13 protein-coding genes and 2 riboswitches are annotated in these 23,119 nt (G+C 60.9%); of the genes, 8 read left to right on the top strand and 5 right to left on the bottom strand.

Annotated elements, in window-relative coordinates; genetic code table 11:
• Positions 1-3: 3 nt before the first annotated feature.
• Positions 4-1,074 carry a cobalamin biosynthesis protein CobW gene (gene cobW, locus KKQ10_RS01375; protein WP_127647718.1) on the bottom strand — a complete coding sequence of 357 codons (1,071 nt, stop codon included), beginning with the start codon at positions 1,072-1,074 and terminating at the stop codon, positions 4-6.
• Between the two features lie 98 nt (positions 1,075-1,172).
• Positions 1,173-1,384, bottom strand: a riboswitch (cobalamin riboswitch).
• A 515-nt stretch (positions 1,385-1,899) separates the two neighbouring features.
• Positions 1,900-2,121, top strand: a riboswitch (cobalamin riboswitch).
• 121 nt (positions 2,122-2,242) lie between these two features.
• On the opposite strand from cobW, the gene KKQ10_RS01370 reads away from it, so the two are divergent.
• The 4 genes from KKQ10_RS01370 (at position 2,243) to cobM (ending at position 4,391) form a co-directional block, all read left to right on the top strand.
• On the top strand, positions 2,243-2,440 hold the full coding sequence (locus tag KKQ10_RS01370; RefSeq protein WP_215499853.1) for a CbtB domain-containing protein: 198 nt from the start codon (positions 2,243-2,245) through the stop codon (positions 2,438-2,440).
• A gap of 11 nt (positions 2,441-2,451) precedes the next feature.
• Positions 2,452-3,153: a CbtA family protein gene (locus KKQ10_RS01365; protein WP_215499851.1), complete on the top strand. Its 702-nt coding sequence runs from the start codon at positions 2,452-2,454 to the stop codon at positions 3,151-3,153.
• The gene (locus KKQ10_RS01360) at positions 3,150-3,563 is read left to right on the top strand and encodes a cobalamin biosynthesis protein (RefSeq protein ID WP_127647723.1); all 414 of its coding nucleotides are present in this window, start codon (positions 3,150-3,152) and stop codon (positions 3,561-3,563) included. Before KKQ10_RS01365 ends, KKQ10_RS01360 begins: the two co-directional genes overlap by 4 nt.
• Before the next feature lie 81 nt (positions 3,564-3,644).
• Positions 3,645-4,391 carry a precorrin-4 C(11)-methyltransferase gene (cobM, locus tag KKQ10_RS01355; RefSeq protein WP_215499849.1) on the top strand — a complete coding sequence of 249 codons (747 nt, stop codon included), beginning with the start codon at positions 3,645-3,647 and terminating at the stop codon, positions 4,389-4,391.
• A 146-nt stretch (positions 4,392-4,537) separates the two neighbouring features.
• Here the strand turns inward: cobM and nfuA are convergent, their stop codons facing one another.
• The gene (gene nfuA, locus KKQ10_RS01350) at positions 4,538-5,122 is read right to left on the bottom strand and encodes a Fe-S biogenesis protein NfuA (RefSeq protein WP_003225494.1); all 585 of its coding nucleotides are present in this window, start codon (positions 5,120-5,122) and stop codon (positions 4,538-4,540) included.
• Positions 5,123-5,656: 534 nt separating this feature from the next.
• The gene (locus KKQ10_RS01345; RefSeq protein WP_127647726.1) at positions 5,657-7,951 is read right to left on the bottom strand and encodes a fatty acid cis/trans isomerase; all 2,295 of its coding nucleotides are present in this window, start codon (positions 7,949-7,951) and stop codon (positions 5,657-5,659) included.
• Between the two features lie 155 nt (positions 7,952-8,106).
• Here KKQ10_RS01345 and metH point away from each other — a divergent pair, with 155 nt between their 5' ends.
• Positions 8,107-11,817: a methionine synthase gene (gene metH, locus KKQ10_RS01340; RefSeq protein WP_215499847.1), complete on the top strand. Its 3,711-nt coding sequence runs from the start codon at positions 8,107-8,109 to the stop codon at positions 11,815-11,817.
• A 67-nt stretch (positions 11,818-11,884) separates the two neighbouring features.
• On the opposite strand, the gene KKQ10_RS01335 is transcribed toward metH, so the two are convergent.
• The gene (locus KKQ10_RS01335) at positions 11,885-18,922 is read right to left on the bottom strand and encodes an NEL-type E3 ubiquitin ligase domain-containing protein (RefSeq protein ID WP_215499845.1); all 7,038 of its coding nucleotides are present in this window, start codon (positions 18,920-18,922) and stop codon (positions 11,885-11,887) included.
• Between the two features lie 177 nt (positions 18,923-19,099).
• Here KKQ10_RS01335 and KKQ10_RS01330 point away from each other — a divergent pair, with 177 nt between their 5' ends.
• Positions 19,100-19,318, top strand: a complete 219-nt coding sequence (locus KKQ10_RS01330) for a DUF2970 domain-containing protein (RefSeq protein ID WP_127647729.1) — start codon at positions 19,100-19,102, stop codon at positions 19,316-19,318.
• A 6-nt stretch (positions 19,319-19,324) separates the two neighbouring features.
• Here KKQ10_RS01330 and KKQ10_RS01325 read toward each other — a convergent pair whose 3' ends face one another.
• On the bottom strand, positions 19,325-20,398 hold the full coding sequence (locus KKQ10_RS01325; protein WP_215499843.1) for an ABC transporter substrate-binding protein: 1,074 nt from the start codon (positions 20,396-20,398) through the stop codon (positions 19,325-19,327).
• Positions 20,399-20,922: 524 nt separating this feature from the next.
• On the opposite strand from KKQ10_RS01325, the gene KKQ10_RS01320 reads away from it, so the two are divergent.
• Both KKQ10_RS01320 and KKQ10_RS01315 read left to right on the top strand, forming a co-directional pair.
• On the top strand, positions 20,923-22,581 hold the full coding sequence (locus tag KKQ10_RS01320) for a nitrite/sulfite reductase (protein ID WP_215499842.1): 1,659 nt from the start codon (positions 20,923-20,925) through the stop codon (positions 22,579-22,581).
• Positions 22,565-23,059 (top strand): DUF934 domain-containing protein, encoded by a 495-nt coding sequence (locus KKQ10_RS01315; RefSeq protein ID WP_047598609.1) that lies wholly within the window; start codon positions 22,565-22,567, stop codon positions 23,057-23,059. The genes KKQ10_RS01320 and KKQ10_RS01315 overlap by 17 nt, the downstream gene beginning before the upstream one ends.
• The last annotated feature ends 60 nt before the right edge of the window (positions 23,060-23,119 follow it).

Genomic DNA, 23,119 nt, shown 5'->3' with positions numbered 1-23,119 from the left:
GGCTTAAACGCTGAGCGCAGCGCGCAGTTGCGCTTCGAGTTGCGCGGCGTCGAGTTCCTGACCGATCAGCACCAGACGGGTGACGCGCGCTTCATCGGCGCCCCACTGGCGGTCGAAGTGCTTGTCGAAACGCGTGCCCACGCCTTGAATCAACAGACGCATCGGCTTGTTCGGAATCGCCGCGAAGCCCTTCACCCGCAGAATGCCGTGCTGCACCACCAATTGCGTCAGCGCGTCGAGCAGCAGGCTTTCGTCAGCTTGCGGCAGTTCGATGGAGATCGAATCGAAGGCGTCGTGATCGTGGTCATCGTGATCGTCATCACCGTCGTGGTGGTGATCGTGATGGCTATGGCGGCTGTCGATGTGTTCTTCGGAACCGGCGCCAAGGCCGATCAGCACGTCCAGCGGCAGACGGCCGTTGCTGGCTTCAATGACTTTTACCGCGGGCGGCAGTTCTTCAGCGACTTCCAGACGTACGCGAGCCAGGTCTTCCGGGCTGGTCTGGTCGGCCTTGTTGAGGATCACCAGGTCGGCGCTGGCCAGTTGATCGGCGAACAGTTCGTGCAGCGGCGACTCGTGATCGAGGTTCGGGTCGAGTTTGCGCTGGGCGTCGACTTGATCGGGGAACGCGGCGAAGGTGCCGGCGGCTACGGCCGGGCTGTCGACCACGGTGATCACCGCGTCAACGGTGCAGGCGCTGCGGATTTCCGGCCACTGGAAAGCTTGTACCAGCGGTTTTGGCAGGGCCAGGCCAGAGGTTTCGATGAGGATGTGATCGAGATCGCCGCGACGGGCGACCAGTTCGCGCATCACCGGGAAGAACTCTTCCTGCACCGTGCAGCACAGGCAGCCGTTGGCCAGTTCGTAGACGCGGCCGGTGGCCTCTTCTTCGGTGCAGCCGATGGTGCATTGCTTGAGGATTTCACCGTCGATGCCCAGCTCGCCGAACTCGTTGACGATCACCGCGATGCGGCGGCCCTGAGCGTTGTCGAGCATGTGTCGCAGCAAGGTAGTTTTGCCCGAGCCGAGGAAACCGGTAACGATGGTGACAGGGAGTTTGGCCAGTGTTTTCATCGGATGCCCTTTGGCAAGGTGGCGGGCATACGGGACGAGATCCGCTGCGAGCGTGCGCGCGGAAGAGTTCGCCACCGGATCACCCCGCCCGGTTGTAGTGAGAAATCTGTCACGAGGCAGGTCTCCTGGCTGACGGTGTTCAGGCCTTGGGCCCGGCATTCGCTGCGCCTTCCCGCTGGCACCTTGGCAGGGCTGGCAGTGGCGTGGCAGCGAACATCACCGTTCACAGTTGCGGGGGCAGCCGCGGCTTTGACCGCGTTCCCTTCTTAGCTTCGGCAACGGCCGAAGAACCTCGAATGTGCAAGGCTACGCATGGTGTGGGGATGGGTCAATGTTTGGATTGGGGGGTATATCCGTTGCTGCGGTAACGGCTACTTAGGGTTCCGCCCTTACGGCGGTCAATTTTTCCAAACGCCGGGTCAAGGGTTTGGGGTTTGATGGGATTTAGGGCATATCCGTTGCTGCGGGTTTTGCCGCTGGCGGTTTGCTTCGCTGCACCTCCTCTCGATGTATGCGGCTTCGCCGCATGGCGCTGCGCGCCTCCCCCCTGATGGGCACCTTCGCTCGGCCTGCCGAAGGGGCAAAAAATCAAAAGCCACATCAAAAGCCGAAGCCGAAGCCGAAGCCGAAGCCGATCAAAAGATCGCAGCCTTCGGCAGCTCCTACACAGAAGTAGGCGTATTCAGCTGGAAATTGGTCGGCTGTCAGGCGGCCATCGCTGGCGTTTGCCAAAAGTGACCCGCGGTAAGGGCGGAACCTTAGGAGGCCGTTACCGCAGCAACGGATATGCCCACAAAATTGACTAAATTCCCCAACCCATGCTCTCCTACACACCTTGTTACGGGTGCCCTTCACAGGGTGAAACGGGAAACCGGTGAATCATGTGCTTTACTCAAAGCCATGTCAGTCCGGTGCTGCCCCCGCAACGGTAAGCGAGCGAAGCGTCAGATCCACTGTGCCGGTACGGCATGGGAAGGTGACGCTTGCAGGTCGGCCTGACGCCAACCCCTCGTGAGCCCGGAGACCGGCCCGCAACACACAGTGCGCACTTGCGTCGCTGAACCTAACAAACCCGCGGTGGGCGGGCGCTGTTCGAACCTCTGCGCGCCCGACTCGCAGGGGTTTTCATGCGCTCTATTCACCCGCTGACACTCCAGAGGGAAGCGCCATGTCGATCATCAGCAGCACCGGCAGCAATACTGACCAACTCTCCAGCACCGCCACTTTGAGCCAGCGCCTGACGGCGGCGATCTTCGCCACGATCCTCGGTGCCACCCTCGTCTGGTTCGCCGGTTTCTCGCACATCGAAGCGGTGCACAACGCCGCCCACGATACCCGCCACAGCGCCGCGTTCCCGTGCCACTGAGACCTGCCGACATGATCAAGCGTATTGCGCAAACCGCAGGTTTCACCGGCCTGTTGGCCGCCCTGCTGCTGACGTTGCTGCAAAGCTTCTGGGTCTCACCGCTGATTCTGCAGGCCGAAACCTTCGAAAAGTCGGAACCTGTGGCCCAGGTTCATGAACACACCGCTGGCGTGGCTGCACACACCCACGATGCCGAAGCCTGGGAGCCGGAAGATGGCTGGCAGCGCGTGGTTTCGACCACCGGTGGCAATCTGGTGGTGGCAGTCGGTTTCGCGCTGATGCTTGCGGGCCTGTATACCCTGCGCGCCCCGACCAGAACCTCGCAGGGACTGCTCTGGGGTCTGGCCGGTTACGCGACCTTCGTCCTCGCGCCAACCCTCGGTCTACCGCCGGAACTGCCGGGCACCGCAGCGGCCGATCTGGCGTCGCGACAGACGTGGTGGATCGGTACGGCCGCCTCTACCGCTGTCGGCCTGGCCCTGATCGTGTTCAGCCGGCAGTGGCTGATGAAGCTGCTGGGCGTGGCGATCCTGGCCGTGCCGCACGTGATCGGTGCTCCGCAACCGGAGGTGCATTCGATGCTCGCCCCGCAAGCGTTGGAAGCCCAGTTCAAAATCGCTTCGCAGTTGACCAACGTGGCGTTCTGGCTGGCCCTGGGCCTGATCAGTGCCTGGTTGTTCCGCCGCAAAAGCGATGGTCAATACCACGCATGACCGCTGACAGCGCAGCGCCGACCTTCGTGGTCGGCCTGGGCTGCCAGCGCGGCTGCCCGGTCAGCACCCTGCGCGCGTTGCTCGACCAGGTCTTGCAGGCGCATCGCATCGAACTGGAAGCCGTCAGGGCCTTGGCCAGCATCGATTTGAAACGCGACGAACCGGGCCTGCAGGAACTCGCCGCGCAACTGGCGCTGCCGCTGCTGTATTTCAGCAGTGAAGAACTGGCCAGTTATCAGCAACGTCTGAGCCATCATTCACAGATCGCCTACGAGCGCACCGGCTGCTACGGCGTGGCGGAAAGTGCCGCGCTGGCGCTCGCGGAACAACTGATTCAGGCACCGGCAAAACTGCTGATTTCCCGGCAAAAATACGCTCAGGCCACGCTGGCATTGGCCGGCGCTGCGTAAAATCCCGATAATCCCCCTCTTTGATCATGAGCAATCTTCATCTGAAGCCTTGCCCTGCCCCGTTTTTCACAGGATGTCTTCATGACCGTCTACTTCATCGGCGCCGGCCCCGGCGACCCGGAACTGATCACTGTCAAAGGCCAGCGGCTGATCCGCAGCTGTCCGGTGATCATCTACGCAGGCTCGCTGGTCCCGGCCGCCGTGCTCGAGGGACATCAGGCCGAAACCGTGGTCAACAGCGCCGAATTGCACCTGGAGCAGATCATCGAATTGATCACAACCGCCCACGCCAAGGGGCAGGATGTGGCGCGAGTGCACTCGGGTGATCCGAGCCTGTATGGCGCGATTGGCGAGCAGATTCGTTATCTGCGCGAGTTGAATATTGCGTTTGAAATCATCCCCGGCGTCACCGCCACAGCCGCCTGCGCGGCGTTGCTCGGCGCCGAGTTGACGCTGCCGGACATTTCGCAGAGCGTGATTCTGACCCGCTATGCCGACAAGACCGCGATGCCGGCAGGCGAGGAACTCGGCAATCTGGCGCAGCACGGCGCGACCATGGCGATTCATCTGGGGGTCAATCATCTGCAGAAGATCATCGCCGAACTGTTACCGCATTACGGCGCGGATTGCCCGATTGCGGTGATTCACCGGGCGACGTGGCCTGATCAGGATTGGGTTGTGGGGACGCTGGAGGATATTGCCGAAAAGGTTGAGGCCAAGGGCTTTCGGCGCACGGCGTTGATTCTGGTGGGTCGGGTGCTGGGCAGTGAGGTGTTCAGCGAGTCATCGCTGTATCGCGCGGGGCATGCGCACCTCTACAGACCCTAAAAGTCAAAAGATCGCAGCCTTCGGCAGCTCCTACATTGGAATGTGTATCCCTGTAGGAGCTGCCGAAGGCTGCGATCTTTTGCTTCACCCATAAAAAAACGGCGCTCACGGGGCGCCGTTTTTCATGTCCGCAGTGAACACCTTACTTAGTAGTAGGCGTTTTCTTTCTGCGTGTGGTCGGTCACGTCGCGCACACCCTTGAGCTCTGGAATGCGCTCGAGCAAGGTGCGCTCGATGCCTTCCTTCAGGGTCACGTCGGCCTGGCCGCAGCCCTGGCAACCGCCGCCGAATTGCAGCACGGCAATGCCGTCTTCAACCACATCGATCAGGCTGACCTGACCGCCGTGGCTGGCCAGCCCCGGGTTGATCTCGGTTTGCAGGTAGTAGTTGATGCGCTCGTTGACCGGGCTGTCGGCGTTGACCATCGGTACTTTGGCGTTTGGCGCCTTGATGGTCAGCTGGCCGCCCATGCGGTCGGTGGCGTAGTCGACGACAGCATCGTCGAGGAACGCTTCGCTGAACGAGTCGATATAGGCGGTGAAGCTTTTCAGCCCCAGCGCGGTATCTTCGGGTTTTTCTTCGCCCGGCTTGCAGTAGGCAATGCAGGTTTCGGCGTACTGGGTGCCAGGCTGGGTGATGAAGACGCGGATGCCGATGCCCGGGGTGTTCTGCTTGGAGAGCAGATCGGCCAGGTAATCGTGGGCGGCGTCGGTAATGGTAATAGCGGTCATGGAAACTCCTCGCAGGCTTGGGCGCAGTTTACGCCAATCATCGCGCCGCACAAAGTCCTAGTATTTTTGTCGGGAAAGCTCGACGACCGATGGACCCGCAGATTCGCGATCGATCCGCGCTTTAAGCCACTGATAGCTGCGTTTTTCCACCCATTCGTAGCTCAACCACGACCCCACGCCGATGGCCAGCGCGCCGAAACACCAGCGCACAGGCGAACAGCACGTAGAACAGCATTTCGTAGTTGAGGGTCCAGCCGACATTCAGGGTCCCGGGCCGCGCGCCTTGAAGTCGAAGAAAATCTGCATGAAGTGGTGACAGACCACCGTCCACGCGGCGAGCGCCCGCAGGGCCTGCACTGAAATCAACATTGAGGGCTCCTGACCACATCTCTCGAACCACCACCGCCCACCTGTAGGAGCTGCGGCACGCTGCGATCTTTTGATCTTGTTGGTAAAAGCCTCGTTGCACTCGACAGCTCCTACAGCGTTTTGCGGTGTTGTTAGAGTCTGGGACAGCAAGCCAATGTCAAACGATCAAAGATTCTCGTAGCGGTTCATGTCCAGTACACCCTCTTCCACCGGATCGGTTTCGTGGATGTATTGGCTCAGGTCGTGGAAATAGAACCAGAATTGCGGATGACTGCGGCGAATTCCCCAGCGTTCGACGATTTTCTCGAAGCGGTCGGCATCCTTCGCGTTTTCCATCGCGTCGACAAAATCCGGCACCTGCTCAGCCGGAATGTTGAACATGAAGTTGGGGTAACTGCTGAGTACGCCCGGATAGATGGTCAAGGTGTCCAGCCCCGGCTGATAACGCAGCGATTCGCCCAACAGGAACGCCACGTTGCTGTGCGCACGGTTGCGCAGCAGGCTGTACATCTCGCGTTTGCCACTGCGGGTTTCAATGCGCAGCATAGTGGCTTCCGGCAACTGGTCGATCACTTTCAAACCGGCGGCCGGGCGCGAGGTCAGGCGACTGAGCGCCTGCTCGGCATTTTGCAGCGCCGGATCGATGTTCGGTCGCGAGCAATAGGCGCCATCGCAACGGTTGATCGGATCAGGATTCGCATTGAGGTCGCCATAACGCGTCAGCAACTGCATGGCGAAGTCGTGCTTCGGGTTCTTCGGGTCGAGTTTCAGTCCGGTCGGCTTGTCGTCATCGATGGCCTCGTAATCGAGCCACATCTTGAACTGGCCGCTGCTCTGGTACCAATCGTCGAGGTAATCCTCGCGGGAGTCGGCCGGCATCAGGCGCAGGAAATTCTGTTCGGCGCCGTTGCGAATCAGGTCGAAATACAGGCGGGTCTGCGCTTGATGAGAGACGTTGCCGAACACATCGAAGTTGACCGCCAACTGGTAATAGGTGCGCTCCAGCAGCGGATAGTCGAACAGCCACATCGTCTGTGGCACCTCGCCGATCAGGCCTTTGGTCACCGAGGCGCTGTCGAAGTGGCGAAAGATGCTCAGCAGCGCATTGTCGTTGCCGGCCCACAGGGTCGACCAGCTCGGGGCCGGGATTTCGGCGTAGCTGTCGCGGCGCAGGGCCTCGTATTCGTTACGTTTGTTGCGGTAGTTGTGCCACAGGCTCAGCACACTGCCGACATCGTCGTTCTGCCCCGGCATCGCCAGCAACGGCGTGGCCTGGCCACGATAGTTGGGGTCGGTGATGTACAGGTCGTGTTCCGGGGCCTGGAACAGTGCCCAGAAGTTGTCGCGGATCACGTCGGTCGCGATCTGCCCACGGCACACCGGCCCGCGAATGAATGTGCGGACGAAGTATTCGGCGTTATCGAGCATGAACTGGTAACGCGCCTGGGCCGGAATCGCCTCGAACGTGGCAAACGGGTTGGCCCGGCTCTGCGGCCCGTAACCCGGCAGCGCATTGACCTGCCAGTTGCCGCTGTAGAACAGGCTCTTGACCCGCGCCATCTTCGCCGCGCTCAGCGGATAGGTGATGTGGGTCTTGTGCACGATCACCCCTTGCACCGGCCACAAGCGGTAGTAGATCTGGGTGCCCGGGTCGTCATTCGGGCGGCGGGTGGCGATCAGGTCGATCGGCTGGCCCGTCGGCGTGCGCGAGCGCACCCACTGGAAGTAATGCCCCGGCTCGCCGTCCTTAAAGTAGATGTGCGCGAGGAACCAGTGTTCGAACAACCAGCGTCCGACCAGACTTTCCCGCGCCCCCGGGGTGTTGAGCAGGTTTTCCCACTGGATGACCTGCACGGCTTCTTTGGCACTCGGCGCCAGGCCTTGCGCGTCGATCGGCGCACCGGACGCCAGCCAGCGTTGAAGGGTCTGGTATTGCTGATCGGTCAGGCCAGTGACGGCCAGCGGCATGCCTTCTTTCGGATGCGTAGCGGCGTAGCCTTCGAATTCGGCAGGCATGGGACACATCGTTTCGCGATTGAGGCCCAGCACGATCTCGTCGGGAAGCCTGGCGTTGGGCGTCAACGGGGTCTTGTGGCCCAGTTCCAGCATACGGGCCATGAGCGCCGCCTGGCTGCCCTGGGCGTCGAGCACCGAATAGAAGCCCTTCTGCTGCCAGGCACGCTTACCAAAGGCGTCATAGAACAGTCGAGTGGTGGGCGCGGCCCGGGGGCGTTCACCGTCGTAGACCGGCATCTTGCTGGCGCCACGGTCAGCACCTTCGCCGCTGCCCAGATTGAGCTGACAGGCGGAGTCGTAGCACGCATGGCAGGCCACGCACTTCTCGGTGAAGATCGGTTGAATGTCCCGGCTGTAGGAAATCGGAGGCGAGATCGTGGACTCTTGCGCAATGGCGCCCCAGCTTAAGAACAGCAAGAAAATGCTGATGACGCGGTACGACATGCCCTTGATCCCGATCCTGAAAAAAACGCGGCGATTCTACAGTATGACACTCGTACCAACATGAGCGATATTCATGAAAAAGCGTCACATGCTCTAAAAGCGCACAGGTTTGTTATGATCCCGCCCCTTCGTAATGGTCTTTTCGAGTAGTCCAAATGTCCGATCGCAGCGTCCGCCTTCAAGCTCTCAAGCAAGCCCTCAAAGAGCGCATCCTGATTCTCGACGGCGGCATGGGCACGATGATCCAGAGCTACAAGCTCGAAGAGCAGGATTATCGCGGCAAACGCTTCGCTGACTGGCCGAGTGACGTCAAGGGCAACAACGACCTGTTGGTGATCACCCGTCCGGATGTGATTGGTGGCATCGAGAAAGCCTACCTGGATGCCGGCGCCGACATTCTGGAAACCAACACCTTCAACGCCACGCGCATTTCCATGGCCGACTATGGCATGGAAGCGCTGGCGTACGAATTAAACGTAGAGGGCGCACGCCTGGCGCGCAAGGTGGCCGACGCCAAAACCGCCGAGAACCCGGCCAAGCCGCGTTTCGTCGCCGGCGTGCTCGGCCCTACCAGCCGCACCTGCTCGCTGTCGCCTGACGTCAACAACCCTGGCTACCGCAACGTTACCTTCGATGAACTGGTGGAGAACTACACCGAGGCCACCAAAGGCCTGATCGAGGGCGGCGTCGACCTGATCCTGATCGAAACCATTTTCGACACCCTCAACGCCAAAGCGGCGATCTTCGCCGTGCAAGGGGTGTTCGAAGCGTTGGGCTTCGAGCTGCCGATCATGATCTCCGGGACCATCACCGACGCCTCCGGCCGCACCCTGTCGGGCCAGACCACCGAAGCGTTCTGGAACTCCGTGGCCCACGCCAAACCGATTTCCGTCGGCCTGAACTGCGCCCTTGGCGCCCGTGAACTGCGCCCGTACCTGGAAGAGCTGTCGGACAAGGCCAGCACCCACGTTTCGGCACACCCGAACGCCGGCCTGCCGAACGAATTCGGCGAGTACGACGAGCTGCCGGCGCAAACCGCCAAGGTCATCGAAGAGTTCGCCCAGAGCGGTTTCCTGAACATCGTCGGCGGTTGCTGCGGCACCACCCCGGGCCACATCGAAGCCATCGCCAACGCCGTGGCCGGTTACGCGCCGCGGCAGATTCCGGACATTCCCAAGGCCTGCCGCCTCTCGGGTCTGGAACCGTTCACCATCGATCGCAGCTCGCTGTTCGTCAACGTCGGCGAGCGGACCAACATCACCGGTTCCGCCAAATTCGCCCGGCTGATCCGTGAAGACAACTACACCGAAGCCCTGGAAGTCGCCCTGCAGCAGGTCGAAGCCGGCGCGCAGGTGATCGACATCAACATGGACGAAGGGATGCTCGATTCGAAGAAGGCCATGGTGACCTTCCTCAATCTGATCGCCGGTGAGCCGGACATCTCCCGCGTGCCGATCATGATCGACTCCTCGAAATGGGAAGTGATCGAAGCCGGTCTGAAGTGCATTCAGGGCAAGGGCATCGTCAACTCGATCAGCATGAAAGAAGGCGTCGAGCAGTTCATCCACCACGCCAAGCTGTGCAAACGCTACGGCGCGGCGGTGGTGGTGATGGCGTTCGACGAAGCCGGCCAGGCCGACACCGAAGCGCGCAAGAAAGAGATCTGCAAACGCTCCTACGACATTCTGGTCAACGACGTCGGCTTCCCGCCGGAAGACATCATCTTCGACCCGAACATCTTCGCCGTCGCCACCGGCATTGAAGAACACAACAACTACGCGGTGGACTTCATCAACGCCTGTGCCTACATCCGCGACGAGCTGCCGTACGCGCTGAGCTCCGGTGGTGTGTCCAACGTGTCGTTCTCGTTCCGTGGCAACAACCCGGTGCGTGAAGCGATCCACTCGGTGTTCCTGCTGTACGCAATCCGCGCCGGCCTGACCATGGGCATCGTCAACGCCGGTCAGTTGGAGATCTACGACCAGATCCCGCAGGAACTGCGTGACGCCGTTGAAGACGTGATCCTCAACCGCACGCCGGAAGGCACCGACGCCCTCCTCGCCATCGCCGACAAGTACAAGGGCGACGGCAGCGTCAAGGAAGCCGAGACCGAAGAGTGGCGCAGCTGGGACGTCAACAAGCGTCTGGAACATGCGCTGGTCAAGGGCATCACCACCCACATCGTTGAAGACACCGAAGAGTCGCGCCAGTCGTTCAGCCGCCCGATCGAAGTCATCGAAGGGCCGCTGATGGCCGGCATGAACATCGTCGGCGACCTGTTCGGCGCCGGCAAAATGTTCCTGCCACAGGTGGTGAAATCCGCTCGCGTGATGAAGCAAGCCGTGGCGCACCTGATCCCGTTCATCGAGCTGGAAAAAGGCGACAAGCCGGAAGCCAAGGGCAAGATCCTCATGGCTACGGTGAAAGGCGACGTGCACGACATCGGCAAGAACATTGTCGGCGTGGTGCTGGGCTGTAACGGCTACGACATCGTTGACCTGGGTGTGATGGTCCCGGCGGAAAAAATCCTCCAGGTCGCCAAAGAGCAGAAGTGCGACATCATCGGCCTGTCCGGCCTGATCACGCCGTCGCTTGACGAAATGGTCCACGTTGCCCGCGAAATGCAGCGTCAGGATTTCCACCTGCCGCTGATGATCGGTGGCGCGACCACATCCAAGGCGCACACCGCGGTGAAGATCGAGCCGAAGTACAGCAACGACGCCGTGGTCTACGTCACCGACGCCTCGCGTGCCGTGGGCGTGGCGACGCAGTTGCTGTCCAAGGAGCTGAAGGCCGGTTTCGTCGAGAAGACCCGTGCCGATTACGTCGATGTACGCGAGCGCACCGCCAACCGCAGCGCCCGCACCGAACGCCTGAGCTACGCGGCGGCGATTGCCAAGAAGCCGCAGTTCGACTGGGCCGGTTACACCCCGGTCAAACCGACCTTCACCGGCACCCGGGTGCTGGACAATATCGACCTCAACGTTCTGGCCGAGTACATCGACTGGACGCCGTTCTTCATCTCCTGGGACCTGGCCGGCAAATTCCCGCGCATCCTTGAAGACGAAGTGGTCGGTGAAGCCGCCACCGCGCTGTACAAGGACGCCCGCGAGATGCTCACCAAGCTGATCGACGAGAAGTTGATCAGCGCCCGTGCGGTGTTCGGCTTCTGGCCGGCCAACCAGGTGCATGACGACGACATCGAGCTGTACGGCGATGACGGCAAGCCAATGGCGCGCCTGCATCACCTGCGTCAGCAGATCATCAAGACCGACGGCAAACCGAACTTCTCGCTGGCCGATTTCGTCGCGCCGAAGGACAGCGAAGTGACCGACTACGTTGGTGGTTTCATCACCACCGCCGGCATCGGCGCCGAAGAAGTGGCCAAGGCGTATCAGGACGCTGGCGACGACTACAACTCGATCATGGTCAAGGCCCTCGCCGACCGTCTGGCCGAGGCTTGCGCCGAGTGGCTGCACCAGCAGGTGCGTAAGGAACACTGGGGCTATGCCAAGGACGAAGTGCTGGACAACGAAGCACTGATCAAAGAGCAGTACACCGGTATTCGTCCGGCACCGGGCTACCCGGCCTGCCCGGATCACACCGAAAAAGCCACGCTGTTCACCCTGCTCGACCCTGAAGCCAGCGAAATGCGCGCTGGCCGCAGCGGCGTGTTCCTCACCGAACACTACGCGATGTTCCCGGCGGCAGCGGTCAGCGGTTGGTATTTCGCCCATCCGCAGGCGCAATACTTTGCCGTGGGCAAGATCGACAAGGACCAAGTGCAAAGCTACACCTCGCGCAAAGGCCAGGACCTGAGCGTGACCGAGCGTTGGCTGGCGCCGAACCTGGGTTACGACAACTGACCGGGCGCCGATCGATAATCTGCGCCGCCGGGCAAACCGGCGGCGCAGGTTGAGCGGTCACTAAGCGTCAAGCACCTGGCAGGTGTTTTGACGAACCGGGGACGGGCTCGTTGTCGGCAGCTGAGCCGATGCGCTCGACCTCCTGGCGCGACAGTTCGATCAACCTGGCGTTACGCGCTGCCATGTGGTCGAACAACCGGGTCACATACTCTGGATCATCGGCAGACAATCCTTCTTCCCCGCCCTCCTCCGACAATGACGTTTCATCCAGCTCCCGGATCGCGTCAGGCTGTTGTTCCTTGAGAAAATCCATCCAGTAATCACGCTGGATAAGGTATTCAAGAAACCTGTCAGAGCGTTCGGCGGTAACCACCTCGGCTCGAGCGTTGAGCAGCTGTTGCGGCGTGACACCGGAGGCGAACGACATGTTCTTCGGCTGCCCGGGGAGTTCCAGTCCATCCTCCCAACCGCCCGTCAAACCGATACGGTAGCCCAGGCGCACCTCCGCTTCGTCGAAGCCGCTGCGTGCGGAGGCGGCTCTTGCCAGTTCGTCTACCCTGTCCAGCCGGAAGAGTTGCCGCGACAACGTCAGCAAGGCTTTACCCCGAACCGTGGCACCGCGTTCCGGGAGGTCGAGCAAGACATTGTGGATGAACACTTTGCTCTCCAGACCACTGAACGTCAGGATACGTCCGTCGACGCAGGTGCCGTGGGTCGTGGAGCTGGCGAAGATGATTTCTCTGAGTTCGGTATTGCTGGCGGCAGCCTCCATGACCACCCAGACCCGCCGGGTCAGGTCAGCGTTTGCCACCCGAAATTCCCGCGAATCCTGCAACCGCTCAAGCAAATGAAAGAACGCGCCGCTCTCCGGCTCTGCGGCCAGTTGATCCCAGAGTTTGTCGCGGGCAATCATCTCGTCCGGTGCGAGGTTAGCCAGCCATGGCGCTTTTTGTTGCGCATGCGCCGGCTCGCCAGGAAGTATCTCATCCGACTCGATGCTGTCGGTCGTTTCGGTCAGTCCGCCGGCAAGATCATCTTCCATTTCTGCAAGTTCAGCTTGCGAAAAACCCAGAACCCGTTCGCGCCCGCTTGCGGCCTGATAGGCTCGAAGTCGCTCGAGGCTATCTTCCGAGAGATAGTAATTGTCGGTCAGGTCGATACCGTCCAGCAGCAACTCATGGCTACCGTCAAACGCTCCTTCGGGAATCGTCGTGATGTCGTTGCGGCTCAGGTTCAGTGTCTGCAGATGCTCGGCATTGAGTGCCCCGGCTGGCCAATCGATCAGATTGTTGCTGCTCAGATCGAGCGCCTCCAGTTGTTCGAAGTAGTTGACCTCGAACGATTCGAGGTTGTTGTAGCTCAGATCCAGCCAGGTCAGGCGCGCATGACCGGACAGGGCTTCGTACAAGGGTTCCGGGTTATAGAAACGGTTGCTGGACAACTCCAGTCGCTCCAGCACAGTCATGCGCCTGACCGCTTCGGGCAAGGTTTCCAGTTCATTGCCGTTAAGCACCAAAGCCCGCGCCTGGGCGAAAGCACCGAGGAACCCGTTGGAGCCGTCGGCCGTCACTCTCGCGCCCGTCAGGTTCACGGAGGTGACATGCGCGAAATCTTCCGGCAGCGTCGGCAAATCGCCCAACTGCAAGCCGTTGAGGTCCAGCACGACATGCGTCGATTCAATTGCGCCGGGCAGTCGCGCCCGCCAGCAACTGAGGATGCGCCAAGCGGCCAGACTGCGATTTTGCGAGGAGATCATCCAGCCGGGGCCCTGAGTCTCGCGGGTATACAACCAGCCATTGAGGCTGCGTACCAGCGTCTCAAAGGTCTGGTTCCAGGCGGCGATCCGCTGGCCGACCTCAGCCTGCGACAACCCGCTCAGTTGCAGTTGCTCAATAGCCTGCAACGCTTGCGCGTCGGAGAACCCCGGCTGCATGCGCTGCAGTTGCTTGATCATCAACGCAGACCCTTCGCCGACCGGGGCCTGTGGCAATGGCAGCAGATGCCGGGCCACCGACAGCCCGTCTTCGGAGGGCGGGAAGCGGGACGGGACAGGCTCTTGAGCAAACGCCTGCAACGCACCGTCCGGCAAGCCGATCTCGAACTCGATTCGACGTCGCGCCACTTGCAGTGCTGCAACCGTGTCCGGAGTCAACGGCGTCCCTGCCAGGTTGGTATGGATCAACGCTGTGCTGTGCAGAAATGTCCCTGGCAGCGTAGAGATCTTGCTGTTGCGCAAATCCACCCAGGTCAACTGCCGCAGGCCTTCTGCGCCTTGGGGCCAGGCTTGCAAATGCGTATCCCGCAGGCTCAATGCCTTCAAACGCGTCAGGCCGCTGACCTCAAGCTCGGTCAGTGGATTGTTGTGCAAATCCAGATACTCAAGCGCCGGCAACGTCTCCAGGGTCTGTTGCATCGGCAGCCACTCGGTCAGCCGGTTGTCTGCGAGATTAAGCCGGGAAAGCCGGGGCAGCTCACCGGGTTCAATCGGACATTCGCGCAATCCGTTGTCGCTCAGGTCAAGGGTTTGTACCTCGCTGAAGGCGCTGACAAATCGCCTCACCTGCACGGCACTGGCTCGCTGGCCGTGCAGGAGCAAGCTGCGCACATGTGAAAACGTGCCGGCCGGTAACGCAGGAAGCTCCGTGAGCATCAGCCCCGACAAGTCCACGGTCGAGGCACTGATCGACGAGCCATAACGTTTGAACAGGCCCTTGCGCCAGTTGGTTCTCAGGGCATTCGCGGCGTTCGAACGGTGAATGCTCTCCAGCAGGTTTTCCTGGGTAGGCGACAGTTGGTGCGACCACTCGTACAACTGCGCTTCCAGCGCTGCATATTGCTCGCTCAAGGCCTCGATCGCGGTGAACCGCTGATGGGCATCGGTCCACTGTTGAAAAAAGCGGTTCTGCATGCTCTCCAGCGATTCATTCACGCCCTCACCCAAACGCCTCAGCTCCCCCTTGCAATAGTCTCTGAGCATCATCTCTTGATCGATCAGGTGTTCGGGGTGGGTCTTGACGTATTCGTACGCGCCCTTGAAAGACTCGCGCGAGAAGCGCGACCAGTCCAGCGACAGCCCTGACCAGAGTTTTCCATGCCCCTGCAGCATGCCTTGGGGTAAGGTGCTGACCCCCGTGTCCCTGAGATTCAGGCGCTCGAGATCGGGCAGTTCCAGTGCGCCGGTCGGCCACTCCAGCAATGAGTAGGCAGCGATTTCCAGCTTGCGCAGACGACGCATCCGGCTGACGTCGAAGGTGATCGGCTGATAACCGGCCGAACACACCGTCAATGCTTCGAGTCGGGTCAGTTGGCCCAGGCGCTGTGGCATGTCGGTTGCTAACGGTGTCGCGCTGTAAATCGTCAAATCTGTCAGCTGTGGCATCTGCTGCAAGGCAGCAGGGAGGTTGCTGAATGATCCGCCGGTCGCATTGACGCGTAACGTTTGCAATTCGGGAAAGGCACCCAGCAGCGCATCGGCATTGGCATCGGTGATACAACGCCCTCTGACGCTCAACTCCCGCACGTGGGAAAAGTCTGCCGGCAACGCGGGCAACGGCTCGTCACAGACGATGTCCAGACGCACGGCTGCCGATTGATACTCGCTCAGCGGCGCACTGCGCCAGGACTGTTTGAGGTTGCGCACGACACTCGACTTGCCACCGATCAGCGACACCAGCATCGGCTCGGGTGCCGCCCCTCCTTCCCATTCGGCGAGGGTTGACTCCAGCGCCTGCCATTCGCGCAGGCGCCGTTGCAACAGCTCGTAGATCTGCGCATCGCTCTTCCCCGCCGCCATCTGCTTGAGGATAAACCCGCCGGCCTGTTGATCGGTGAGCGCTGGATAGACATCCTGCACACGGGTGACCAGCAACGGATTGACGCCCTGACCACGACCGCTGGCGTAATAACCCAACCTGCCTCCCGCCACACGAACCGGCGGCTTGAACCCCTTGGAGGCGCCATGACGCTTGTCTGCCAGACGCTTCAATTCGGTACGGTTGCGCATGACATGGTCGAGCACTGCCCGGCGTAAACCTGCACTCTGCCCCACATCGGCAAAGCCGAGTGCCTGGCGGGACTCATCGGGTAATGCGTGCATGATCGAATCGAAAAAGTTGTCGCCCTGACGCGCGATGCCGTTGAGCGCCTCGCCATGCTCATTGAACGCCTGATAGGAAGGTCCCTGCTTGACCAGATACTTCAGCTGACTGGCATGTTCACTGCCGATGCTGTCGAGCAACGGCCCGTGGACACCACCCTCTCGCAGCTCCAGACGCATATCGTCCGACCACCCGGGCAGTTTTTCCAACGCACGCAGCGCCAGCCACTTGCTCTGGCTTGCGCCGAGGTTTTCCATGTGCAGACCGCTCAGGGCGTGATCGAATTGCCTCTGCCGGGCGTAATCGCGTGATGTCTCCAGCAACCTCAACGGGACGTGCGGCGATGACTCGAGGCGGGCAAGCTCCTCGGCATTCGCCTGCAGCAGCACCCGGGTCGCCGCGTCGCTGCCCAGTCCCGGGGTCGCCCTTTGCAGGAGAGCGATACGTGGATCTGTGGTCGCCGGTTCGGCGTAAAGCCTTTCGAACATGGCCGGCTGGTGTGTTTTCAGGAAGTCGGTCAACTGCTTGCCGAACTCCTGCGGCCTGGACTCAACCACCCGAGCCGGCTCGGCCCCCAACAGTCTGATGATTTCCGACTCCTCCAGGCTTGCCAGAATGCGTGCAGGCATCTGACCGCCCAGCACATCGGCGCGGCTCAGGCGGATCGGTGCCTTGGCACTGTCACCCGGCAACTGCGATTCAGCGCCATAGCGCACGCTGGCGCCTGAAAGGTCCGGGCCTTCGAAAACCTCCAGCACGCGCCCGGCCGGCCAGCGTGGCATCTCGGTCAGCAATGGCAGCGTCAGCAGGTATTGCTCATCAAGAGGCGTCGCGCGCTCGACCTGATCGATGATTCGCGCAACGCCCTGCTCAGTCTCGAACAGGCGCAGGGCATCGGCTAACGGCAAAGGGGCCGGTGCGTTGTCCAGATGCATCTGGCGCAAGGCGTCATCACCGATGCCACTGACCTCGGCAATGTGCAGCAGCTGTTCATCGGAGAAGGCCTCGGTCGAATGTCCTATGCGCCGCAGCAGGGTCAAGCGGTCCCACGCCAGCGGACGCTCCAGAGAATGGCGCCAGGCGCCGAGGCGGTTGTGTTCGAGAATCGGTTGATAGGCTGCCGCCTCACGCGGATGCAGAATGCGCCACTTGTGCAGACGTTGATCGAAGAGCGTCTGGTAAACCCGGGTGTGCAGCCGAATGTAGGTATTGCCGTTCAGCCGGTGAATGCCTTGGGCATCGGGAACAGAGGTTGCGGCAAGCGTGACATCACTTTCATAAGCCGTCAGGTCAGGTTGCCACAGTCGGGCGCTGCCATCAGGCCGCTTGACCTGTTCCAGCCCTTCGATCACGGGCTCGGCCTTGATCGCACTCAGTTTGCCGAGGCCCTTGCCGACGCCGGCCATCACCCCGATCAACGCCAGGTTTTGCGCCACATCGACCAGATGCGCCTTGGCTGCGCGGCGATCGTTCTCGGACCACTCGATCGCCCCCTCGAACGACTCATAAAGCAGTTGCCCGGCCATGACCGCCATCATGATCTCGCCCAGTACCGGGACGAACATCGACACCAGATTAAAGGCGAACATGCCGAACTCCAGCAGATGCCCAAGCTTTTCTGCCCGCGCCTTGGCATCGGCATCCGCCGTCGGCACGGCGTGAGCGCGAGCATCGGCCAACAGCTTCGCGTGGTGTTGCTCGTAGAGGTATTGCCACAGATCGGTGTTGGCCGCCCAGATCCCGGCCACGCCTGCGCGGGTGATGCCGAATGGATTGAGATAAGGATCGGCCACCGGCTGGCGCTTGCCTTGTGTCTCGGGGGGCAACTCCTTGATCCCTGCCACGGTAGAAATCGGCGGAATCATCTGCGCGACTTTGACCCAGATCGAATGCAACGGATCAGGCGGAGAATCCGCCGTGGGTTCGCTGAACTGGCTGAAGTAATAAGGCCGGTCGGCATAAGCCACGAACTGACTGAAAAAGCGCTGATAGGCGGTTGTCTCGCCGGTGCCAGGCGTGCTGTCGGTAGCGGTGAACTTGCTCTTGAGCATCTCCTGCATCTGCGCCCCGCTGCAGCGCTTGAGCGGCTGTTGGGGATCGTGCGGAATATAGACGATGAACTCGCTGGTGTAGCGATAGCGCTCACTGATACTGAAAACGACACAGCCCGTCATCCTTCTTTTCATCAGGCTCAGATCACGAAACCACACCGGTTTGCCGCCCAATCGCGGATGGATCTCACCGTCGACCACCGACAGGATCATGCTGTAGTCGTCAGGTTCGATGTCCTTTTTCAGCAAGGCCAGTTCGGCAGCGGCACGCAACGCGGCTTTCTGGCTGGCGATGAATTGCTCGCGCAATGCAGCCGTCGACTCGAAAAACGCCTGCAGCCGCTCCTGATAACGGGCGCCGACGTCGAGTGTGCGACAGAGCGAGAGAAACTGGCCGACGGTCATCCCCGGTTCGACCGCCTGAAAGGTGCCGGGGGTCGAGGTTTCCTGCACGAACCCGGACTGATGATGATATGCACCGTCCTTGCACTCTGCGGCTTCGAAGTTGTGCAGCGCGGCCTGCAGCAGGGGCAGCTTCAACACTTCAAACGACGACAGTTCGATTTCCAGCACGCCGATTTCCAGCGGATGGCGCAGGCATAACAAGGTTTTGTTGACGTCGACCTCAACGTTGAATTGCTCTTTCAGCGCCTTGACCAGCAACGCCTCGGCGAAGACCTCGATGCTTTCAAGGCCCGCCATGGTTTTATCCAGCGTCGACTGGGTGACAAATCCGGCGCAGATTTGCGCCTGCAGGGTCCGTTGCTGGTTGGCGGGAAGTGCCTGATACCAACCGGGCAACTGCGTATCTGCGGCCTTCATGGCCGCGCGCCTGGCCGGGGTGGCATCAACCAGCCAGGCCGGCGTCGTCTGAGCCAGGAGCGGGCTATGGAGGCTGGCATTGGCGCGTATCGCGTCTTCAACGCTCAAGGGCTTGCGAGGGGATTGAGTGGACATCCTGTCTCTCCGAAAAATGGGAAAACAGAACACCATGTCCGCGCCGTCGATCTGCGGTACATAGTTATCGCATCGACGGCAGGTTGTTACCAATCACGTCAGCGAACCGCCGGCTGCCCCGGCACAAACCCGCGAATTGGCTATGCTTTCGGGACATACCTTACAGACGGGGGATTTATGGACGATCCAGTCGACAACAAACCGCCGAGCTTCTGGCAGATGCTGCACAGCGTGTTGGCGGCGGCGTTCGGGGTGCAGAGCGGAAAGAATCGGGCAAGGGACTTCACGCATGGCAAGCCCAGCCACTTTGTGATTCTGGGGATCGGGTTCACCGCCGTGTTTGCCCTGACACTGTTTGCCATCGTCAAACTGGTGCTGCATTTCGCCGGCGTCTGACGGTGTTCAGTGCATCAGGGTCTGCAGGAAGAACGGGTAGCGATACGTGGCCGGACGGCCCTTGGCTGACAGTTTGCGAAAATTCACGCCGTAACCGAGCGACGAGCCCATGGCGAGCATCTGCCGGGCCTGATTCTTGTCGATCAGTTGCAACAGCGGCAACTGGCGATCACGTCCGCCATACCGGGCCAGATCGACGCCCTGATCGTAGTCGTGCAACTCCACCAGCGCCCAGCCGCCAAGGGTGAAGTGGCCGCCCACCAGCGCGCTCAGGCGTCCATCGACCACCGCCTGCAGCGCCTCGGGCGAGGTGTTGACCGCACTGAACAACACATCCTTGCCCGGGACCTTGCCCGCTTCGGCAAACGCGCGCATCGCGCCGAACGCCATTTCATCATTGGCCGACCACACCAGCGACACCTTCGGGTATCGGCTGAGCAGTTGCTGCGCCTGTTCGTAGGCGCGCTGCTGTGTCCAGCCGCTGTAGACCAGTTGCCGCAGTCGCACCTGAGGATGTTCGGCCAAGGCTCGCTGCATGCCGCGTTCGCGCAGCTGCGCCGACGGCGTGATTTTCAGGCCGGAGAACGCCAGCACCTCGATCTGCTCGCCCCGCGCCACCGCAGGATGCAGGCGAATCAGCTCCTTCATCATCAGGTAGCCGCCCTCCTCGTCGTTGGGCACCAGACTGCCGATACGATCGGGCCGCTCCCCGACCAGCGCCTGCTGATCAGCGGTCAGCACTGCGTTGACCATGAACAGCTTGACCCCGCTGCCTTCGGCCAGCCGCAGGATCTGGGGCGCAATGTACTGTTCGTTGACGAACACCAGGTAATCGGGACGATGCGGCCCTTGCAGGGCGACTCGCGCCTGAGCCACGGTGAGTTCGGGCTGGCGCTGGGCATACAGAATCTGCAAATCGACACCCAGGTCCCGGGCCGCCGCTTGCATGAATTGCGAGTAACTGACCCAGAAGGCTTCCTGAGTGGTACCCGGATTGAGGAACAGCACCGACTCCGCCCGTGCCACGGGTCCGAAAACCGTGCCGAGCAGCAGGAGGCTGAGGTGAAAAAACTTCAACATGAATGATCCGGGCCCAAGGAAAAATGGCCGCGCATTATAGCCCCCGAATCAGCGGCTATTGACGCCTGATCCCGTTTTTTGTCCGACAATCGTCGGAAGCGGACCCGGATTGGTCGTTTACTGATGACTGACCCAGAATACCGCCGTCCCTACAACGAGAATGATCAGGAACAAAATGGCCCACGCATCGACACTGCTATCGCTTTTTCTTGCCTTGGTCGGGTTGCTCATTGCATCGCCTCTTGTCGGTTTTATCGGTGATTGCAGAAAGACTCGATCACAGTTAAGACGATGATTGTCCCCGCGACAAATGTGGGTTAACCAACAACTATTCTCGTTAGGCGATTTGGTTCTTTACATATACTCAAACATCACTTTTGCGCATAACTGCAAACGGGTATATTGCCCCGGCTCCGTTAGGGAGCGCGCGGCCGTGCGCGCGTAATTGCAGAGGCACCATCGGACTCCAGCAAGCGAAAACGCAGCGTTTTCCGAGTAGCCCAAAGCCTGAGAACAGGACTTATATGTACGTATACGACGAGTACGATCAGCGGATCATCGAGGACCGCGTCAAGCAGTTCCGTGATCAGACCCGACGCTATCTGGCAGGTGAGCTGAGCGAAGAAGAATTCCGCCCCCTGCGCCTGCAAAATGGCCTGTACATCCAGCGTTTCGCGCCGATGTTGCGCGTGGCGGTGCCTTACGGCCAACTGACTTCCCGTCAGGTGCGCATGATGGCCAAGATTGCCCGTGACTACGACAAGGGCTACGCCCACATCAGTACCCGGCAGAACGTGCAGTTCAACTGGCCGGCGGTGGAAGACATCCCGGACATCCTCGCGGAACTGGCCACCGTGCAAATGCACGCGATCCAGACCAGCGGCAACTGCCTGCGCAACGTCACCACCGACCAGTTCGCCGGTGTCGCGGCCGACGAGTTGATCGACCCGCGTCCATGGTGCGAAATCGTCCGTCAGTGGACCACCTTCCACCCGGAATTCGCCTACCTGCCGCGCAAATTCAAGATCGCCGTCAACGGTTCGACCGCTGACCGGGCAGCCATTGAAGTCCACGATATCGGCCTGGAGCCGGTGCACAACGAAGCCGGCGAACTGGGTTTCCGCGTGTTGGTCGGCGGTGGCCTGGGCCGTACCCCGGTGGTCGGTGCGTTCATCAACGAGTTCCTGCCGTGGCAGGACCTGCTGAGCTACCTCGACGCCATCCTGCGGGTCTACAACCGCTATGGCCGTCGCGACAACAAATACAAGGCGCGGATCAAGATCCTCGTCAAGGCACTGACGCCGGAAGTCTTTGCGCAGAAAGTCGATGCGGAAATGGAACACCTGCGCGGGGGCCAGACCACCCTGACCGAAGCCGAACTGCATCGCGTTGCCAAGCACTTCGTCGACCCGGACTACAAGGCGCTGGATAACCAGACTGCCGCGTTGGCCGCACTCGATAAAGAACATCCGGGTTTCGCCCGCTGGCGCAGCCGCAACACCCTGGCGCACAAGAAACCGGGGTATGTGGCCGTGACCCTGTCGCTGAAGCCGACCGGCGTTGCCCCGGGCGACATCACCGACAAGCAGCTCGACGCCGTCGCCGACCTGGCCGAGCGCTACAGCTTCGGTCAACTGCGCACCTCCCACGAGCAGAACATCATTCTCGCCGACGTCGAGCAGAGCCAGTTGTTCACCCTGTGGGGCGAGTTGCGCGAAGGCGGTTTCGCCACGCCGAACATCGGCCTGCTGACCGACATCATCTGCTGCCCGGGCGGTGACTTCTGCTCGCTGGCCAACGCCAAATCGATCCCGATCGCCGAATCGATCCAGCGCCGTTTCGACGACCTGGATTACCTGTTCGACATCGGTGAACTGGACCTGAACATCTCCGGTTGCATGAACGCCTGTGGTCACCACCACGTCGGCCACATCGGCATCCTCGGGGTGGACAAGAAAGGTGAAGAGTTCTACCAGGTGTCCCTCGGCGGCAGCGCCAGCCGTGACGCCAGCCTGGGCAAGATCCTCGGCCCGTCCTTCGCCCAGGACGACATGCCGGACGTGATCTCGAAGCTGATCGACGTGTACGTTGAACAACGTACCGAAGACGAGCGCTTCATCGACACCTACCAGCGTATTGGCATCGACCTCTTCAAGGAACGCGTCTATGCAGCGAATCATTAAGAACAACGAGGTTGTCGACGAAACCTGGCACCTGCTGCCCAAGGACGCGACCCTCGACGGTATTTCCAACTGTGACGACCTGATCGTGCCGCTGGCCCTGTGGCGTGATCATGCTCACGCCCTGAAAGCCCGCGACGGCGGTCTGGGTGTGTGGCTGGACGCCGATGAAGAAGCCGAGGAAATCGGTGACGACGTCGCTCAGTTCCAGGTGATTGCCCTGAACTTCCCGGCGTTCACCGATGGCCGCAATTACTCCAACGCACGCCTGCTGCGTGATCGTTACGGTTTCAAAGGCGAACTGCGGGCAATTGGTGATGTGCTGCGTGACCAGTTGTTCTACATGCGCCGTTGCGGTTTCGATGCGTTCGCCTTGCGCGCCGACAAAGACCCGTACGACGCACTGGAAAGCCTGAAGGACTTCTCGGTCACCTATCAGGCCGCCACCGACGAACCGCTGCCGCTGTTCCGTCGCCGCTGATCGAAAAACGCCTTGAGCCTGCAATCGGGCTCAAGGCGTTGTTCATTCCTGGCTGCCGCT

It is taken from the genome of Pseudomonas sp. MG-9, from assembly GCF_018729515.1.
Taxonomy (GTDB): domain Bacteria; phylum Pseudomonadota; class Gammaproteobacteria; order Pseudomonadales; family Pseudomonadaceae; genus Aquipseudomonas; species Aquipseudomonas serboccidentalis.
The sequence above is the reverse complement of the archived record's forward strand: the minus strand, read 5'-3'. Positions and strand labels throughout refer to the sequence as shown.

Coding starts and splice junctions, on each gene's coding strand:
- cobW (WP_127647718.1), bottom strand. CDS start 1,074: ATGAAAACACTGGCCAAACTCCCTGTCACCATCGTTACCGGTTTCCTC.
- KKQ10_RS01370 (WP_215499853.1), top strand. CDS start 2,243: ATGTCGATCATCAGCAGCACCGGCAGCAATACTGACCAACTCTCCAGC.
- KKQ10_RS01365 (WP_215499851.1), top strand. CDS start 2,452: ATGATCAAGCGTATTGCGCAAACCGCAGGTTTCACCGGCCTGTTGGCC.
- KKQ10_RS01360 (WP_127647723.1), top strand. CDS start 3,150: ATGACCGCTGACAGCGCAGCGCCGACCTTCGTGGTCGGCCTGGGCTGC.
- cobM (WP_215499849.1), top strand. CDS start 3,645: ATGACCGTCTACTTCATCGGCGCCGGCCCCGGCGACCCGGAACTGATC.
- nfuA (WP_003225494.1), bottom strand. CDS start 5,122: ATGACCGCTATTACCATTACCGACGCCGCCCACGATTACCTGGCCGAT.
- KKQ10_RS01345 (WP_127647726.1), bottom strand. CDS start 7,951: ATGTCGTACCGCGTCATCAGCATTTTCTTGCTGTTCTTAAGCTGGGGC.
- metH (WP_215499847.1), top strand. CDS start 8,107: ATGTCCGATCGCAGCGTCCGCCTTCAAGCTCTCAAGCAAGCCCTCAAA.
- KKQ10_RS01335 (WP_215499845.1), bottom strand. CDS start 18,922: ATGTCCACTCAATCCCCTCGCAAGCCCTTGAGCGTTGAAGACGCGATA.
- KKQ10_RS01330 (WP_127647729.1), top strand. CDS start 19,100: ATGGACGATCCAGTCGACAACAAACCGCCGAGCTTCTGGCAGATGCTG.
- KKQ10_RS01325 (WP_215499843.1), bottom strand. CDS start 20,398: ATGTTGAAGTTTTTTCACCTCAGCCTCCTGCTGCTCGGCACGGTTTTC.
- KKQ10_RS01320 (WP_215499842.1), top strand. CDS start 20,923: ATGTACGTATACGACGAGTACGATCAGCGGATCATCGAGGACCGCGTC.
- KKQ10_RS01315 (WP_047598609.1), top strand. CDS start 22,565: ATGCAGCGAATCATTAAGAACAACGAGGTTGTCGACGAAACCTGGCAC.